Origin of the sequence: Bacillus norwichensis (genome assembly GCF_014836955.1) — a bacterium.
GTDB classification, from domain to species: domain Bacteria; phylum Bacillota; class Bacilli; order Bacillales; family Bacillaceae_C; genus Siminovitchia; species Siminovitchia norwichensis.
The window spans coordinates 120,554-138,225 of record NZ_JACSPV010000006.1; the positions used below are offsets into that span (position 1 = coordinate 120,554).

Sequence of the window (17,672 nt, forward strand, 5' to 3'; positions counted from 1 at the left end):
GGAAAGTGGAGGGAATAGAGAGCCATATTTTGAACAATATTCTTCACAATTCGAATAAATCATTGTTAGGTGCAATTTTTTCATTATATTTTACAATGTAATACCCGTCCCTCAACTGCCCGCGTTATAAATAAACAACAACAGAGACAGCCTTGGTTCGGCTGCCTCATTGAAGTCAATTTGGTTTGACAAGCTTATACTTCTTCATGTGATATTGAAGGCTTTGGCGACTGATTCCAAGTTTTCTGGCTGCGGTGGAGATATTCCAGTCCAATTGCTCCAAAGTCGCCAATATATAATGTTTTTTTGATGATGTAAACATGGATTTAAATGGAGTTGTTTCCTTGCTCTCCTGATTGCCTGTCTCGGCACTCCGTAATTTGCCCCTCATGAATACAGGCAGATGATCTATATCGATGGTTCTGTCGGTATCGCTTTGACGAATCATCAGATTTTCAATTAGATGCTCAAGTTCTCGCGTATTTCCAGGCCAGTTATACTGAAGGAGCACCTTTCGCAATGCTTCGGTCATTGGAGGCGCTATTTTTGAAAACTTTTCCTGATAAGACTTGAGAAAATAATCGATAAAAAAGTGGATATCTTCTGGACGCTCTCTTAACGGTGGAATAAACAAGCTTGTTCTTGCTATTCGGTAAAATAGGTCCAGCCTTATTTTTTTATTCTCAATGAGCATTTCCGGGTCCTCATTTGATGCACTAATTACCGTGCAATTAACCGGTTTTGTCTCGTTAGAGCCAACTCTTCTGACAAGTCGTTCCTGCAAAACTCTCATTAACTTCGACTGAAGAGTCATAGGCATTGAGTTGATTTCATCAAGGAATAATGTTCCATTCTTTGCGTATTCAAATAATCCTACTTGATCAGTCGCCCCGGTAAAAGCTCCTTTTACTGTACCAAATAAGGTGCTTTCTAAGAGGTTTTCCGGAATGGCCGCGCAATTGACTGCTACGAAGGGGCTTTCTGAGCGAGGACTGTGATTGTGCATACTCTGGGCGAAAAGCTCCTTTCCGGTTCCCGTTTCTCCTACAATCAAAACATCTGCATTATGTAATGCGATGTTTTGTGCATCTTTAATCAAGTTTTTTAGTGCTAGGCTTCTTCCTTTAATATCTTCAAACGTAAACGTAGTCCCATTGTTTGAATTGGTTTTTGCTACCTGATTATCAACAGTATGTCTTTTTTCCTCAATCGTTTGGTGAAGCCTATCCTTCAGCCGGGACTCGTTTGTGCTGATTGAAAACACGGCAATGGTCTCCCCGTTTTTTTGAATGGGAAAAGTGCTGTAGTTTACATATCTAGGCACACCATCAATTTTTGAATGTGCTTTGTACCGTGAAAATATAGGCTTTTTCGTTTTCAACACATGTTTATGTTCGGAGTTTTGTGGATTGTAATTATAAGCGGACCAGAGTGGTTTTCCAATTACTTGCGTTTTGCTCAGCCCCTCCATTTTCTCCTGAGCGTCATTGTATAGGACAATATCTCCGTTCAAATTGCTCATCATCACTCCCTCATCAAGGGAGTCGATCACTTTTTCAAGACAGTATAGACGATTGCTCTTGTTTTCTATGAGATCAGACAAATTTTCTAGACATAGAATGACGTAGGGAACTTCAAAAGTTAGCGCTTTCACTTCGATGCTATAATTTGTTCCGTTTAGCGCTTTGGAAAATGTGTCATTATGCTCGAAACTGACTTCACTACATGAGATTAGCTTAGAGATGGGCATTCCTATTTCGATATTTTTTGACAAATTTGGATTTGTATCGTGCCAAACAATCTCATGACTCGTATTTAAAATGATGACCTCGTCTACAAAGCCCTTAATAAGAGAACCAATAGCTGGTGCCAGCAAAGCCATTCCTCCTATTTGTTATCCTTATAAAGGATGTCCAAAAAGTTATGCGCAAATCTTCGTTGGCTGGTCTCTGCCCTGCGTCTGCGCCGTTTCGGGCTTCTAATTTGGCAACTTATTGGACATGCACTTATATTAAGAATATATCATTAATTAATTCTTTTTTAAATAATCTGCATGCAAAAACATTTTGCATGCTATTGAAATATAAGCGAACTCTACGCTTTTTTTCTTTTTTTAGTTAGAGTTCTCTTTTTGGCATGCAAAATTTATCTGCGATTAAGCTGAAAAAGGATAGATTAAAAGTTTGCTGAAATGAAGAGAAGTATACGACAATACAGGCTTTGTGTTTTTTTCTATCAAAAAATGATCCTTTAAAAAATTTGGCACAGAACTTGCAATAATAATGAGTGTGAAAGCAAATATTTACAACATAGGAGGAATTTCATATGTCAACACCAGAGATATTGTATGAAGTAAAGGCTCAAAGAGGAGACAAGCTGCGTTGTAAAGGTTGGAGACAAGAAACCATTTTGCGGATGCTTGAAAACAATATGGAGAATGCGGAAAAGCCCGAAGAACTGATCATTTACGGAGGAATAGGAAAGGCAGCACGTAACTGGGAATCCTATCATGCCATTGTCCAATCATTAAAAGAGTTAGAAGACGATGAGACATTGGTTGTGCAATCTGGTATGCCTGTGGCAGTTTTTAAAACGCATAAGTACGCACCGACAGTTGTTATGGCAACAACAAATATCATGAAAGCTGACTGGCCGACTTTCTATGATCTTCAGGAAAAGAATTTAACCATCTATGCCAATTATACAGCGGCACCATGGGAGTATATCGGAACTCAAGGGGTTATCCAAGGTACTTTTGAAACATTGTCAGCCATTGCGCGCTTGCACTACAACGATTCTCTTGTAGGAAAAATTCTCTTGACTGCAGGGGCAGGCGGAATGGGAGGAAACCAGACAAGGGCGATGACAATGCACGGCGGTGTAGCCATTCTATGCGATTCAAACGTAGAAATCATCAACCGCAGAATTGAAAAAGGGTTCATCGATGTGTTGGCTAATTCACTAGGAGAAGCAATCTCCATGGCCAAGCAATATGCTGCAGAGAAGAAAGCAATTGGTATTGCGGTTGTTGGAAATGCTGCGGATATATTTGAAGCAGTTATTGAAAAAGGATTCCTTCCTGACATCACAACGTCCATGACGCTGGCGCATGATCCAATCTCTTATTTGCCATCTGGATATACAGTCGAGGAAGCAGAAAAACTGCGCGAAAAAGATTTCGACCTATACTTAGAAAAAGCACGTGAAACAATGATTCGTGAATTGAAAGCGCTTATTAAATTCATGGATCTCGGGGTCCATTCATTTGAATATGGAACGAGTATCCGTAAAGAGTGTATTGATGCTGGAATGGACGAAAAAGAGGCGAAGCGCTTGCCGGGATTTGTTGCTGAGTATATCCGTCCGCTATTCTGTGAAGGCCGTGGACCTTTCCGCTGGACGTGTATGTCTGGAGATCCTGAAGATTTAAGAAAAATTGATGACATGATCCTTGAAAAGTTCAAAGATGATCTGCTTGTTACACGCTGGATCAAATTGGCAAAGGAACACATCCCAATTGAAGCCCTTCCTGCAAGAATCTGCTACATGGGCTTTGGACAACGTAAAGAGTTCGCTCTTGAAGTCAATGATATGATTCGTCGCGGTGAACTTTCAGGACCAGTTGCCTTCTCACGTGATAACCTTGATTCTGGATCAATCGTGAACCCAACGTTTGAATCAGAAAATATGAAAGACGGCGGGGACCTCATATCTGATTGGCCTGTTTTAAATGGCCTTTTGAATGCAGTCGGCATGTGTGACCTAATCGCGCTTCAGGCAAACTATTCTATGGGTGAAGCAGTACACACGGGTGTCACAATGATTGCAGACGGAACAGAAGAATCCGACATGAGATTGGAAGTGTCTATGACAGTTGATTCTGGTATCGGTGTTGTCCGTCATGCACAAGCAGGTTATGAGACTGCGAGAGACGTAGCGAATGGAAAAGGACAACTTACAGATGAAAGCATTCAAATTCCACTTTGGTGGACACCTAAAGCCACTTTCGGACCAAAAGATTTAGAGAAAGAAGACGTAAAAGCCTAACCAAGCCAGTTTCAACAGTTCTTTTTTTATCCGGAAAAACAAGTAGAGATTCAACAGCCCTGTTGAATCTCTACCATTATCTACTACAGCAGACTTTTAACTTCATTCAGCAGAAGTCTCCCACTTCTACATGTTGTGAGATGAATGCATATTGGTATTTTATTCAGTGGGGGTTCAAACCCCGGCTGAATAAAGTTAAAGCCTCCAGCGGATACCACAGAATTTATCAAGCGGAGCTCGATAAATTCTGGGCGTCAATACGCCAAGGCGGATTTGATTATTATAAAGACAAATAAATGCCGAAAGTGGTGAGAATAATGAGTGAATTGGACAATGCAGTGAGCGAGAAGGAAGTTATGATGGAAAACCAGGCAGAACCATCTTATCAATCATTTAAGAATATTTTCAGATTCTCGTTGTTTAGCATAATTGGGATTTTTATGTTTTTTATTCCAATAACGGTAAATGGGAAAAATTCTATTCCATTGGATCACTTTGTCACTTGGGTACGAGAAACCGTAGGATTTGGTGCTTCTGTCTACGTATTAATAATGGTTATACTGGGAGCCGCGTATCCTTTTTACAATAAATCTTGGAAAAAAAGCACTGTTGATCTGGTTATCTCTCTTTTTAAAGTATTAGGCGCCATAGCTACTGTGATGGTCGTGTTTAATATCGGGCCGGCCTGGCTGATGGCCGAAGATATGGGTCCATACTGGCTGAATTTATTGCTTATCCCTATTGGAGTGCTTGTCCCGATCGGAGCAGTATTTTTGGCCTTGCTTGTTGGGTATGGTCTTCTCGAATTTATCGGGGCGTTGATGCAGCCGATCATGAGGCCTATTTGGAAGACGCCAGGGAGATCAGCCATAGATGCGGTGGCCTCTTTTGTCGGAAGCTACTCCATTGGCTTGCTGATTACGAACCGAGTGTATAAAGAAGGGAAGTATACCAAAAGAGAAGCAGCTATTATTGCCACAGGTTTCTCCACTGTTTCTGCGACATTTATGGTTGTTGTCGCCAATACGCTAGATTTGATGTCGATCTGGAATCTTTATTTTTGGATCACCCTTGTCGTCACTTTTACAGTTACTGCCATCACGGTGAGAATTTGGCCGCTGAGCAAAATGAAAGATGAATACTATTCGGGGGTAGGCCAGCCTGAGGTGATGATTAAAGATAACCGGCTGAAGCATGCTTGGAATGAAGCAATGAAAACAGCCGAGCATGCTCCGAATCTTGGGAAGAATATTGTGGCTAATGTAAAGGACGGGTTGTTAATGGCGATGGGGATTCTTCCCACCATCATGTCGATCGGATTGCTCGGTTTTATATTAGTCAATCAAACTCCAGTTTTTGATTATGCCGGATACATCTTTTACCCATTGACATTCATATTGCAAATCCCTGAACCACTACTAGCTGCAAAGGCTGCAGTCGTAAACCTGATTGATATGTTTGTTCCTTCGCTGGTTGTAGTCGATACAAGTCTGGAAACAAGATTCATTATTGGGACGCTTTCTATCTCGGCCATCATGTTTTTCTCATCCTTAATCCCTTGTATTATATCAACAGAAATCCCGATCAAAATTAGCCACTTGATTATCGTTTGGTTTTGGAGAACTGTATTCACCCTTATCATCGTTACTCCAATTGCCTTTTTGATTTTGTGATTACTGGAAAGGAGTTTGATAGCTTTGTCAGAAATAAAGGTTGATTTGGTCATCGCAAACGCTGCTGAAGCATTGACTATCAGTGGAAAACAGTCAGATTTGGGTGTCATTAGAAATGCATGGATTGCTGTAAAGGATGGAGTCATTACTAGCATTGGGTCTGAAAGAGAGGTAAGAGCTTCTTACGACATTTCGGAAGCAAAAATGATTAATGCTTCTGGAAAAGTAGTCGCACCCGGATTTGTCGACTCGCATACGCATCTAGTGTTTTACGGCTCTCGTGTGGAAGAATATGCAGCTAAAGTGACTGGGATCAATCCAAAAAAGTTAGAGGAGCTAGGCATTATTACTGGGCCGAATCGCACGGTGGAATTAACTCGTGAATCGCCAGATGAAGAGCTGCTAGAGCAGGCGAAGAAGCGGATGTTGACGATGCTCGAATATGGGATCACTACAGTAGAAAGTAAAAGTGGATATGGTTTGACAACAGAAAGTGAAATTAAAATCCTTGAGATCAGTAGAAAGCTTGGGGAAGAAACACCACTGGATGTCCTGAATACTTTTCTTGGTGCTCATGGATTTCCGGAAAACAAGACAAAAGAAGAGTATATCGAGGAAATCATCAATGATATGATTCCGAAGGTAGCCGAGCGCGGTCTGGCAGAATTTTGTGATGTGTGGTGTGACGACGGCTACTTTACTGCAGAAGAATCCAAACAGATTCTAGAGGCAGGGATCAAGCACGGCCTGAAACCGAAAATCCATGCGGACGCCTATTCCTATATCGGCGGATCTGATTTGGCTGCGGAGATGAACATGGTATCAGTTGACCATATGAACTTTACTCCAGAAGAGGTGATGGACCGTCTGGCAAAAACCGATGTGACCGCTGTGCTAATGCCGGCGCTTGATTTTGCAGTGGGACATAAGCGTCCCTTTCAAGCACGAAAAATGCTGGATAAGGGCGTCAAAGTTGCTCTGGCGACTGATCTATGCCCAGCTTGCTACACAGAATCGATGCAGTTCGTCATCAATCTAGCTTGCAGACTGTACCAATTTTCTGTGGAGGAAGCAATCAAAGCCGCTACATATGGAGGGGCCAAGGCGCTTAATTTGGGTGACAGAGGTATTTTGGGAGAAGGAAAAATCGCGGACATCCAGATTTGGGATGTTCCATCCTATAAACATATCGCTTATCATCTTGGAACGAATGTAGTGGAAACAGTAATCAAAGATGGAAAAGTTGTAATCACCAAATAAAAATAGTTGGGGGAATGTTGGATGAGCACAGACCAAATTTCAAAAGCTGCCGCAAAGGTGGATGAAGACCGGCTGTTGGAGCTGTTTCTTGAACTGGCAAAAATAAATGGACCCAGCACGCAGGAACAGCTTGTTGCAGATTATTTAACGGAGGCGCTGCCTAAGCTGGGCTTTACGTTGGAGTTCGATAAAGCCCATAAAAACTTCGGAGGGGAAGTAGGGAATTTAATTGCTTGGAAGGAAGGAACCGATCCGACGATTCCACCGCTGTTTTTCTCGACCCATATGGACACAGTTCTTCCGACAGAAGGGTTGAAGCCAGTCATTAAAGACGGAGTGATTTATTCTGATGGGACAACAATATTAGGGGCTGATGATCGGGCAGCACTTGCCGCTTATTTGGAAGCTGTCAGAGCAATTACTGAAAGCGGTGTGCCGCATGGTCCGATTGAATTTGTTTTAACTGTAAACGAACAACCTGGTCTTGTAGGGGCAAGGTATATGGATTACAGCAAAGCGAAAAGCAGAACAGGCTATATTTTCGACAGTAGCGGAGATGTTGGACAAATCATTTTGAGGGGACCGTACAGCAGCAGGATCTGGATGGAAGTGAAAGGAAATGCCGCCCATATTGTGCTGAATGCAGAGGAAGGAAATAGTGCTTTCTTAATTGCCGCTGAGGGCCTTTCTAATATGAAGTTGGGTGAGATTGACAAAGAGACTTTGGCTAACATTGGAGTGATGAAAGGTGGAGAGCTAACATCCATCATTCCTGGAAGCATAACAGTTGGTGGAGAAGTCCGTAGCTTTTCAAAAGAAAAACTCGATCACCAGCTTAAAGCTATGGAAGGGGCCATGCAAGAGGCTGCTCATAAGTACGGGGGCTCTGTGGAAACTAGAATTGAGAAGAAGTACAGCGGGTTTGATATTTCGGAAAATCACATTCTAACAGAAACAGCGCAGGCTGCAGCACATAATGTACAAGTGAGTCCTTGGTTAACTGAAACGCTTGGCGGAGCAGATACGAATGTATTAAATGAAAATGGATTGACTTGCCTTACGCTCGGATTAGGTTTTCAAAATATTCATTCATTTAGAGAGTGCATTAGTATCGAAAATTTGACCAACACAGGTAAATTGACGGCTGCCCTTATTGAAGAGTGGTATGAGAAGCATAAGCAGGAATGAGTAAGGCGCTTGAAACGCAGGGGAAAATACAGCTTAAAGGCCATTAACAGATGTCCAAACAATGAAACAATCAGCGCCATCATCAATGGAGTTATTTTTGTAAAAACACTCACCTCTGAATCGGCAACAAGGAAAATAAAAAGACCTGGGCCGCCAACTTTTATCCAGATGCCAACGGCGGCAGTCAAAATTTGGAGTAGAGGGGACTCAGAGGTTATGCTGACCAATCCAGTCGTCATTTCTGTACTTGTCTTAACTATTTTAAGTTTATCAAGGGTGCATGTCATTTTCGCTTTGTTGATTGCAGCTATAACAGCCGGACTGGTTGCTAATCTGTCTCTGACAGACACAGTCTCCATCTTTTTAGGAGGCATGGGAGGCCAGTCAGAAACGGCGTTAAGCTATGTTCTGTTAGGAATATTCGCGGCAATGATTGCTTACTCAGGAATTACTTCTATTTTAATAGATAAATTGCTGGAGAAGAAAAATCGTAATAAGATTGTTTTACTGCTGCTGATTGCCGGTCTCACTTGTTTGTCGGGAAACTTGATACCGGTACATATTGCATTCATTCCGATCTTGATTCCTCCACTTTTGCTCTTCTTCAACCACTTGAAGATTGATCGAAGAGCAGTGGCTTGTGCTCTTACTTTTGGGTTGAAAATGCCGTACCTGCTTATTCCAGCAGGATACGGATTGATTTTTCACGGAATCATACAAACAGAAATGAAAGCGAATGGGATGAGTATAGCTATGTCACAGCTGCCGAAAGCTATGGCGATTCCAGCAATTGGAATGTTCGTAGGGTTGTTTATTGCTGTGTTTTTCACCTACCGTAAACCAAGAGATTATCAGGATACAGAAAAGGATAAAGCATTAGCCGAAGCAGGGGCAGCAAATGATCTACCAAAACGGAAATTTCAACTAAAGGATTTTGTTACTATTGGTGCAGTAATCATTGCGTTATTGACTCAAGTGTTATTTAGTTCACTAGTTCTTGGAGCGTTGGCAGGAATCATTATCATCTTTATTGGCCGCGTTGTAAAAGTCGGTGAGGGTGAACAGATTGTTCAGGATGGGGTGAAGTTAATGGGGGCGATTGCATTCGTCATGTTGATTGCCTCAGGATACGCAACTATTTTAAAGGAGACTGGTGCAGTGACCGAGCTAGTTGAAGCTGTTAACTCGGTCATAGGTGACAGCAAAGTAGTTGGGGCATCTATCCTCTTATTGATAGGTCTGCTGGTGACCATGGGAATTGGAACTTCCTTTGGAACAATCCCGATTTTGGCGACTGTTTTCGTGCCATTGTGTATGATGATGGGGTTCAGCCCGCTTGCTACTGCTGCTTTGATTGGTACAGCAGGTGCACTTGGGGATGCTGGATCTCCCGCATCGGACAGTACACTGGGACCGACAGCGGGACTGAATGCTGATGGACAGCATAATCATATCTGGGATACGTGCGTCCCGACTTTTATCCACTATAATGTCCCGTTATTTATTTTTGGTATAGTTGCGGCGCTGGTTCTTTAAGATACAGCTAGAATAATCATGTAAAGGGGTTGGGGACATGTCTACAGGTATCATTGCACTTGACGGTAAAACGTTAGATAGGAAACAAGTCCAAACAATTGTAAACGGTCAGTCTAAGGTAGAAATATCCGAGGACAATTGGAGAAAAGTCTGTGCAAGCAGAGAGCGTATTGAAAAACAGGTCACTGAAGGGAAAATTGTATACGGTGTTAATACGGGATTTGGGAAGCTAAGCGATATTGAGATTGGAAAAGAAGATATTTCGAAGCTTCAGTTGAATTTGCTCAGAGCAGATGCGGTGGGCGTCGGTAACCCTTTACCTACTTCAGTTGTCCGTTCCATGATGGTTCTGCGTGCAAATGCGTTGGCTAAGGGATTTTCAGGTATTCGGCGAGAAACTTTGCAGCTTTTAGTTAGCATGATCAATAAAGGGGTTCACCCTGTTGTTCCAAGTAAAGGTTCTGTAGGGGCAAGCGGAGATTTAGCCCCTTTGGCGCATATAGCCATTGTATTAGTTGGTGAAGGGAAAGCCGAGTATAAGGGAGAAGTGTTGCCGGGAGGGGAAGCGTTGAAACGAGCAGAGCTTACTCCTGTCTCCTTGGAAGCTAAGGAAGGCCTTGCATTAATTAATGGAACACAGGCGATGACAGGCATCGGAGTTTTAGCTTTAAATGAGGCGGAACGTGTGGGACTCGCGGCAGACATGTCAGCTTGTTTAACAATGGAAGCGCTTCAAGGGATTATCTCTGCTTTTGAAAGTGACTTGCTTGCTGTTCGCCCGCATCCGGAAATGGAATTCGTTGGATCTCGGATCAGAAGATGGCTAGAAGGAAGCAAGAGAATTACGCGGCAAGGGGAAATTCGTGTGCAAGATTCTTATTCCATCCGTTGTATTCCGCAAGTACATGGAGCCTCTTGGCAGGCGTTTAGCTATGTTAACGACCGCTTGGCGGTGGAAATCAATTCAGCAACAGATAATCCGATTGTGTTAGAAAGTGGTGAAATTATTTCAGGCGGTCATTTTCATGGACAGCCAATCGCTTTGGCAATGGATTTTCTGAAAGTGGGGGCCGCGGAACTAGCCAATATTTCAGAAAGACGAATCGAACGGCTGGTCAACCCACAATTGAGTGGTTTGTCCCCGTTCCTCGCATTAGATCCTGGTTTGGAATGCGGTCTGATGGTGCCACAATACGCAGCAGCTTCACTAGTGTCCGAGAATAAAGTGCTTGCGCATCCAGCAAGTGTCGATTCCATTCCAACCTCTGCAAACCAGGAAGACCATGTAAGTATGGGAACAATTGCATCTAGGCAAGCACGCGAGATCGTTCACAACTCAGCACGTGTCATTGCCATCGAAATGATTTGTGCATCTCAGGCTATCTACTTAGAGCAGGCGGAAAATCAGCTGGCGCCGGCGACAAGAGAATATCTTGAAAAAGTACGCGAGATATGTCCGCCGTTAGAAACAGATCGGGCTATCTCAGAAGAAATGGAAGAATTAGCACAATTTCTTCTCAAGAATGATCTTCTTGAGAAATAGGACTTCGTCAATTTTGGCTATCAATTTCTTAAGATAATATGCCATAAAAATTAGAGAGAAGGGAGACTACAGAATTAGCGGTTTCCGAAGTTGTCGCCACAGTTGAAGCGGGAGATTTTGAAGAGAAAAGTATAGAGGGAAAATTCTTATTTCAAAAACTGTAATATTTTACTTTGTTTGTAAGAAGTGCCATGCAGTTGCATTAGGAAAGATGACGTCTGTTCCGTACCGTCTTTGGTGCCTCACTACCCATTCTCGTTAAAACTCTGTAGTTTAAAGCCAGAAAGGAAGATCTTTGTGATTCAAAAGGTCTTCCATTTTGATTTTTTCCGCAAAAAACGACTGCTTTAGCTGTCCCAACAGTCCTGTGCTCTTTCCTTTTAGTTCCATGATAACCTATTTCCATTATTTTGGTCGAAAAGGCTATTAGAGCTTTTTCGATTTTTCTTTTTAAGCCGTTATGTACGCATCTGGGATAGGTCTTGTTAAGAAATAATTCTTTTTGAATTAACTCATAACTCTCTTTTGTGATATAATTTTGATTATTCGTAAATTTGTAGAGAGGGGATTTTCAGATGTCTCTTGTGTTGACGCAATTTTTGGATAGGGCAGTTCATTTATATGGGAAAAAACCGGCTATTATTGATGAACAGGGGAAGCGTTACACTTATGAAGCAGTAAATGAACGTGTAAACAGTCTTTCATTCGGACTGGATTCCCTAGGTGTAGAAAAAGGGGATCGGGTCGCTTATTTGGCTCCTAATACGCTGGGAATGTACGAAGGGTTTTATGGGATTTTTCAAGTTGGCGGCATAATGGTCTCATTGAATACAAGGTTGAAACCGAGGGACTATGTGTATATTTTAAATCACAGTGAAAGTAAAGTGCTTTTTGTTGATTACGATCTTTTAGAGCTGATTCAGCCGGTACGTGAGCAGCTTGCAACAGTAAAAACAATCATCGTTCATGGCCTGAAAGAGGACAAGGAAGGGTTCATTTCTTATGACCGTTGGCTTTCTTCTTTTCCAACGACTGACTTTCCTCGTGTAGAATTGCAAGAAGATGATGTCAGTACTTTGCTATATACGAGTGGAACAACGGGAAATCCAAAAGGGGTCATGCTGACGCATCGAAATAATTACTTGCATGCTTTGTCGACTATGCATCATTTGCGGGTAAATGACCGTGATGTGCTTATGCATATTTTACCGATGTTCCATGTGAACGGTTGGGGGTCTCCTTTTTATTATACAGCGAATGGCACGACACAGATTATGCAAAAAACGATTGAGCCGAAGGAAATCTTGAAAAAGGTTGAAAAATATGGGGTCACGGTGATGCATATGGCTCCTACTGTACTTCAATCAATTATGGATCAATACATGAAAGTAAACCCGCAAATTGATCAAAATGTCCGGATTATTGTCGCGGGGTCAGCACCACCAAAAGCTTTTATTAAGCAGCTTGAGGAAGAAATTGGCTGGGAATTCTATCAAGTATATGGAATGACAGAAACCTCGCCTTTAAGCTTAGCGTCCTACATTTCATCCGAGGATGAAGGCGTTTCCAATGATGGTTATTATACATTAAAAGTAAAAACTGGCTTAGAAATGATCGGTACTGCCGTTAGGGTGGTAGACGAATTTGGAAATGATGTTGCGAAAAACGGCAAAGAAATCGGGGAAGTGATTGTAAAAGGCCCTGGCGTCATGAAAGGATATTGGAAGGATGAAGCGGCAACAAATGCGACGATCATCAATGGGTGGCTTCATACTGGGGACATGGGGACGATAGATGAAAATCGTCGCATCCAGATTGTTGACCGAAAAAAAGACATCATCATCAGTGGAGGAGAAAACATTTCCACTATAGAAATTGAAAATAGGATATATGACCATTCGTCAGTGAAAGAGGTGGCTGTCATTGCCGCGCCTCATGAGAAGTGGGGTGAAACTCCGCATGCCATTATTGTAGTGCGGGAAGGACAGGAAGTGACTGAACAAGAAATCATCGATTTTACAAGAGAAGGTCTGGCGCACTTTAAATGCCCAACTATCGTCACTTTTATGGAGGAACTTCCTAAAACAGCGAGTGGCAAGATCATGAAGGTGAAGCTGCGGGAACTCGTAGCACAACTATAGTTGTCCGAAGTAGGACAAAAGCTGATATAATAATGGCAGCCAATAAGAAATTTTGACAGAAAGAGGGCTGCATGATGACATCAACCATTGATATTCGCGTTCTGAACAGCAATGAAGAAATGAGACAAATGTATCAGCTCGAAGAATTCATTTGGCAGGGGGAAGGAGGAATCCCTGTTCACCAGACCATTACGGCCATTCGGAACGGAGGCCTTGCGATTGGTGCATATTGTGATGGTCAGCTAGTTGGGTTTAGCTATAGTTTTGCAGGATTCAAGGATGGTAAGATCTATCTGTGTTCACATAATATGGGAATCCATCCCGAATACCGTGACAAGGGTATCGGCGCTTCTTTAAAAAATAGGCAAAAGACGGAAGCGGCTCGAATGGGGTACGATATGCTGACATGGACATATGATCCGCTGGAGACACGCAATGGCTATTTGAATCTATCGAAACTTCGCGCGGTTTGCAGTACATATATTGAAAATTGCTATGGAGAGTTCGATGACGGACTGAATGCGGGCTTACCGACAGACCGCTTTAAAGTGGAATGGTGGGTCAACAGCAGGCATGTGAATGAACGTCTTCAAACTTCTATTGAGGATGACGTCTTTTATATCCCGTGGAAAGAGACTGTAAGTGGTCCGACTCTTGCCATAAATGGTGAAATCCCTGATGCGAAACAAGTAATGGTTCCAGTTCCTGCGGCATTCCAAACAATTAAGCAGGATGATATGAAGTTCGCACTGGATTGGAGATTGAAAACCCGAGCTGTATTTCAGGAGCTATTCCAAAAAGGGTATGCGGCAGTTTCTCTTGAAAGAAGTGGAGAAGGGCCAGTACATCATTATGTGTTTTTAAAAAGATCGGAGCTTTTTATATAAGCTGGCTACAAAGAGAATCAAGAGTTATCCTTTGACGGTAGACATTCCGGTTGAAGAGCTTCGGGAAAAAGGTTGCTTTTCCTTATAACTAAACTCATAATGTAAAAAATAAAGTTGGTTGATGATGGAAAATTTAAAATAGTAAGAGTTGACAGTTATATGGTGAGTACGTATAATACTCTGTAACTTAACAAAGTGGAATAATCCGTATTGACCGGTTGACCGGAGATACAGCCTTTTAAAAGGATTGTGTCTCCGGTTTTTATTTGCTTTGGAGAGTCTTTATTAAATTGCATATGTAGTTTTTTCTTATCAAGAGAGGTTGAGGGAATGGCCCAATGACACCTCAGCAACCACCGTATCAAAGCGGAAAGGTGCTAAATCCTACAAGTTGTTCCCAACTTGAAAGATGAGAAGAATCCTGAATTTGATTGGGTCTTCTTCTAGTGGGAAGTCCCTTTTTATTTTGTTAAAAAGGCTTTCCTTACATTGAAAGGAAGGAGAGAATGTTTTTTCATTAAATAACAAGATGATTAGTATCGATTCGTGGATCAAATGAAGGAACAAAAACTCGCCAAACCTCTATTGGCAAGATTGGTGGGAGTTATGAGTTTTGTTAGAAAACGCTTTCCTCTGCTGTTATGAAGTGAACTCGTAAATCATTGCATAATGCTTTAAGGGATTGAGACAGGGCTCTTAGTTATTTTTTCGGGAGTGGACGCGTAACTTCTTGTTGCACGAGACGTATGATGATTTGGGATGAATGCCCATTGTTTCAAAAATCACATTTGAACAGTTAATTTTCATGTGTTACTACATGAACCGGACTCCCGGAAGCTTTCGGTTATTCTGGCACTAGGTTATGTTTCTTTCCTTTTTCAAGAATCTGGTCCTCATCACTTCTTGTCCCTGAAGATTTTTATCTGGAGGTGATCATAATCAATCTGGAAATGATTATTGTTTTGTTACTGATTGTGATGATGCTATTGGGGCTACTTTTGGAAGTAGCGAGGCCAGGATTAATTATTTTTCAGGTACTTGTGATTTTACTGCTATTTGGAATCATTACACCTGAACAAGCGCTAAGTGGCTTTTCTAATGAGGGTATGTTAATTATTGCACTTTTATTTATTGTAGCAGGTGCTGTGCAGAAGAGCGGGGTGATAGATGGGATTATTGAAAAATGGCTTGAGAAAAGCAAGACGGAGCAAGAATCAAAAATACGCTTTTTTGTACCGATTGCCGGATTATCTGCTTTTCTTAATAACACTCCAATCGTGGTTGCATTCACACCTATTATAAAAAACTGGTGTGAAAAGCGCGGAATTGCACCGTCCAAATTCTTAATTCCATTATCTTATGTGACCATTTTGGGCGGAACGATTACACTGATGGGAACTTCAACGAATATAGTCGTCCATGGTATGCTGCTGGATTATGGCTTTGAAGGCTTTTCTTTATTTACAATCACTGTTGTTGGGATTCCTATAACGGTTGTAGGGATGCTTTACTTATTTACTATTGGAAATAGACTGCTACCGGATCATAAAGGTTTCAGTCAGCGAGTAAAAGAGGATGTAAAAGAGTACATCGCTGAATTGCAAGTGGAGAAATCTTTTCAATATATCAATCATAGTGTTGAAAAAGCTGGATTAAAAGATCTGAACGGTTTGTACTTAATTGAAATTATCAGGAGGAATGGCCGGGTCTCTCCTGTGCGAAACTCAACTATTATCCAAGCTGGAGATCGATTAATTTTTACAGGACAGATCTCAACAATCGCTGAATTGCAAAATATTGCTGGATTAACATTAGAAACTGGAACAAATGTAGAGCTGGACGATCTTAAAAATGGTAATACGTTTTTAGTTGAAGCCGTTGTTTCTCATCATTCTTCTTTATTATCAAAATCCATCAAGCAGTCACAATTTCGCTCCCGTTACGATGCTGGTGTTATTGCTGTTCATAGGAAAAATGAAAAAATACAGAGCAAAGTGGGTGACATCGTTTTAAAACCTGGAGATACACTTTTATTACTGGCGGGAGAAGACTTTATTCAGAAATATAAACAATCCGATGACTTCTACGTCGTTTCCCGACTGGAAACTCCAAAACTTTTAAATAAAAGCAATTTCCAAGGTTTATGTTCAATTGCCATTCTATTAGTGATGATTATTCTTGTATCGGTTGGCGTATTGTCAATGCTAAAGGCTATGGCCCTGGCAGTTGTTGTAATGCTAGTATCAGGAATGATTTCCGCCGAAGATATCAAGGGATATGTACAATTTCATGTTCTTCTCATCATTGCATGCTCCCTCGGTATCGGCACAGCAATGACAAAAACGGGCCTTGCACAATGGATAGCCGATGCTTTAATGATAGTATCCGCACCAATTGGAGTTATTGCGGTATTGGTCATTATGTATATACTGACAAATATTTTCACCGAGCTAATTACAAATAGTGCCGCAGCAGCATTAATGTTGCCGATTGGTCTCGAGGTGGCAATTTCTTTGCACCTGGATCCAATTGGTTTTGCGGTTCTGGTTGCAATTGCCGCTTCAGCAAGTTTTATTACACCAATAGGTTACCAGACAAACCTAATTGTCTACGGACCGGGCGGATATAAATTTAAAGACTATATAAAAGTTGGGGTTCCTTTAAGTTTTCTAGTAATGATAACATCCATAACTGTTATTTACTTTGTATGGTTTTAGGAGGGGTTTGAAGATGACAAAAGCTACTAATCTAGTGTGGCATGAATCAGAAGTTTCAAAGCAGGAGCGAAGAGAATTAAAACAGCATAAAAGTGCCGTTCTTTGGTTTACAGGATTATCAGGCTCTGGAAAGTCTACTCTATCATCAGCTTTGGAAAAAGAATTATATATTAATGGAGTTCATACGTATAGATTGGATGGAGACAATATTCGGCATGGGTTAAACAAAGATTTGGGATTTAGTCCGGAGGATCGGACGGAAAACATCCGGAGAATAGGTGAGGTATCTAAATTAATGGTAGATGCCGGATTATTTGTATTAACGGCTTTTATTTCTCCATATCACAATGACCGCGAGCTTGTTCGTGATCTTGTGGAATCGGAAGAGTTTATAGAGATTTATGTAAAAGCCAGTCTGGAAACCTGTGAGAAACGCGATCCGAAAGGACTGTACAAAAAAGCGCGTGCTGGGGAAATTAAAGGTTTTACAGGGATTGATGCGCCGTATGATGAGCCGTTTCAGCCAGAGGTCACAATTGATACAGATGTGTTGAACATAGAGGAATCAGTTGAGGCAATTGTTGATTATCTGAAGCAAAACGATTATCTATAAAGCTCAGAAAAAAAGGGATCCTTCTAGCATAAAATCAAAGTTAATGTATATGTGTTATCGAATTAAT

11 protein-coding genes and 1 riboswitch are annotated in these 17,672 nt (G+C 41.6%); of the genes, 10 read left to right on the plus strand and 1 reads right to left on the minus strand.

Going from position 1 to position 17,672, the window contains the following annotated elements; all coding sequences use genetic code 11:
• Positions 1-175: 175 nt before the first annotated feature.
• On the minus strand, positions 176-1,876 hold the full coding sequence (locus H9631_RS05395) for a sigma-54 interaction domain-containing protein (protein WP_191810679.1): 1,701 nt from the start codon (positions 1,874-1,876) through the stop codon (positions 176-178).
• A 449-nt stretch (positions 1,877-2,325) separates the two neighbouring features.
• On the opposite strand from H9631_RS05395, the gene hutU reads away from it, so the two are divergent.
• From hutU to cysC, 10 genes are all read left to right on the plus strand, one after another.
• Positions 2,326-4,047, plus strand: a complete 1,722-nt coding sequence (gene hutU, locus H9631_RS05400) for a urocanate hydratase (RefSeq protein ID WP_191810681.1) — start codon at positions 2,326-2,328, stop codon at positions 4,045-4,047.
• A 356-nt stretch (positions 4,048-4,403) separates the two neighbouring features.
• Positions 4,404-5,720: a YjiH family protein gene (locus tag H9631_RS05405; RefSeq protein ID WP_191810754.1), complete on the plus strand. Its 1,317-nt coding sequence runs from the start codon at positions 4,404-4,406 to the stop codon at positions 5,718-5,720.
• A 24-nt stretch (positions 5,721-5,744) separates the two neighbouring features.
• Positions 5,745-6,980 (plus strand): imidazolonepropionase, encoded by a 1,236-nt coding sequence (gene hutI / locus H9631_RS05410; protein WP_191810683.1) that lies wholly within the window; start codon positions 5,745-5,747, stop codon positions 6,978-6,980.
• A 21-nt stretch (positions 6,981-7,001) separates the two neighbouring features.
• A complete protein-coding gene (locus H9631_RS05415; RefSeq protein WP_191810685.1) occupies positions 7,002-8,168 on the plus strand; it encodes a M20/M25/M40 family metallo-hydrolase in 1,167 nt (388 codons plus the stop codon).
• Positions 8,169-8,384: 216 nt separating this feature from the next.
• On the plus strand, positions 8,385-9,704 hold the full coding sequence (locus H9631_RS05420) for a Na+/H+ antiporter family protein (protein ID WP_191810756.1): 1,320 nt from the start codon (positions 8,385-8,387) through the stop codon (positions 9,702-9,704).
• Between the two features lie 37 nt (positions 9,705-9,741).
• Complete coding sequence (hutH, locus tag H9631_RS05425) at positions 9,742-11,247, plus strand: histidine ammonia-lyase (RefSeq protein ID WP_191810687.1); 1,506 nt, start codon at positions 9,742-9,744, stop codon at positions 11,245-11,247.
• Positions 11,248-11,822: 575 nt separating this feature from the next.
• Positions 11,823-13,388 (plus strand): long-chain-fatty-acid--CoA ligase, encoded by a 1,566-nt coding sequence (locus H9631_RS05430; protein WP_191810689.1) that lies wholly within the window; start codon positions 11,823-11,825, stop codon positions 13,386-13,388.
• A 74-nt stretch (positions 13,389-13,462) separates the two neighbouring features.
• Positions 13,463-14,275: a GNAT family N-acetyltransferase gene (locus H9631_RS05435; RefSeq protein ID WP_191810691.1), complete on the plus strand. Its 813-nt coding sequence runs from the start codon at positions 13,463-13,465 to the stop codon at positions 14,273-14,275.
• 306 nt (positions 14,276-14,581) lie between these two features.
• Positions 14,582-14,691: riboswitch (SAM riboswitch) on the plus strand.
• Between the two features lie 534 nt (positions 14,692-15,225).
• Positions 15,226-16,992 (plus strand): SLC13 family permease, encoded by a 1,767-nt coding sequence (locus H9631_RS05440; RefSeq protein WP_225220885.1) that lies wholly within the window; start codon positions 15,226-15,228, stop codon positions 16,990-16,992.
• 13 nt (positions 16,993-17,005) lie between these two features.
• On the plus strand, positions 17,006-17,605 hold the full coding sequence (cysC, locus tag H9631_RS05445; RefSeq protein WP_191810694.1) for an adenylyl-sulfate kinase: 600 nt from the start codon (positions 17,006-17,008) through the stop codon (positions 17,603-17,605).
• Positions 17,606-17,672: the final 67 nt, after the last annotated feature.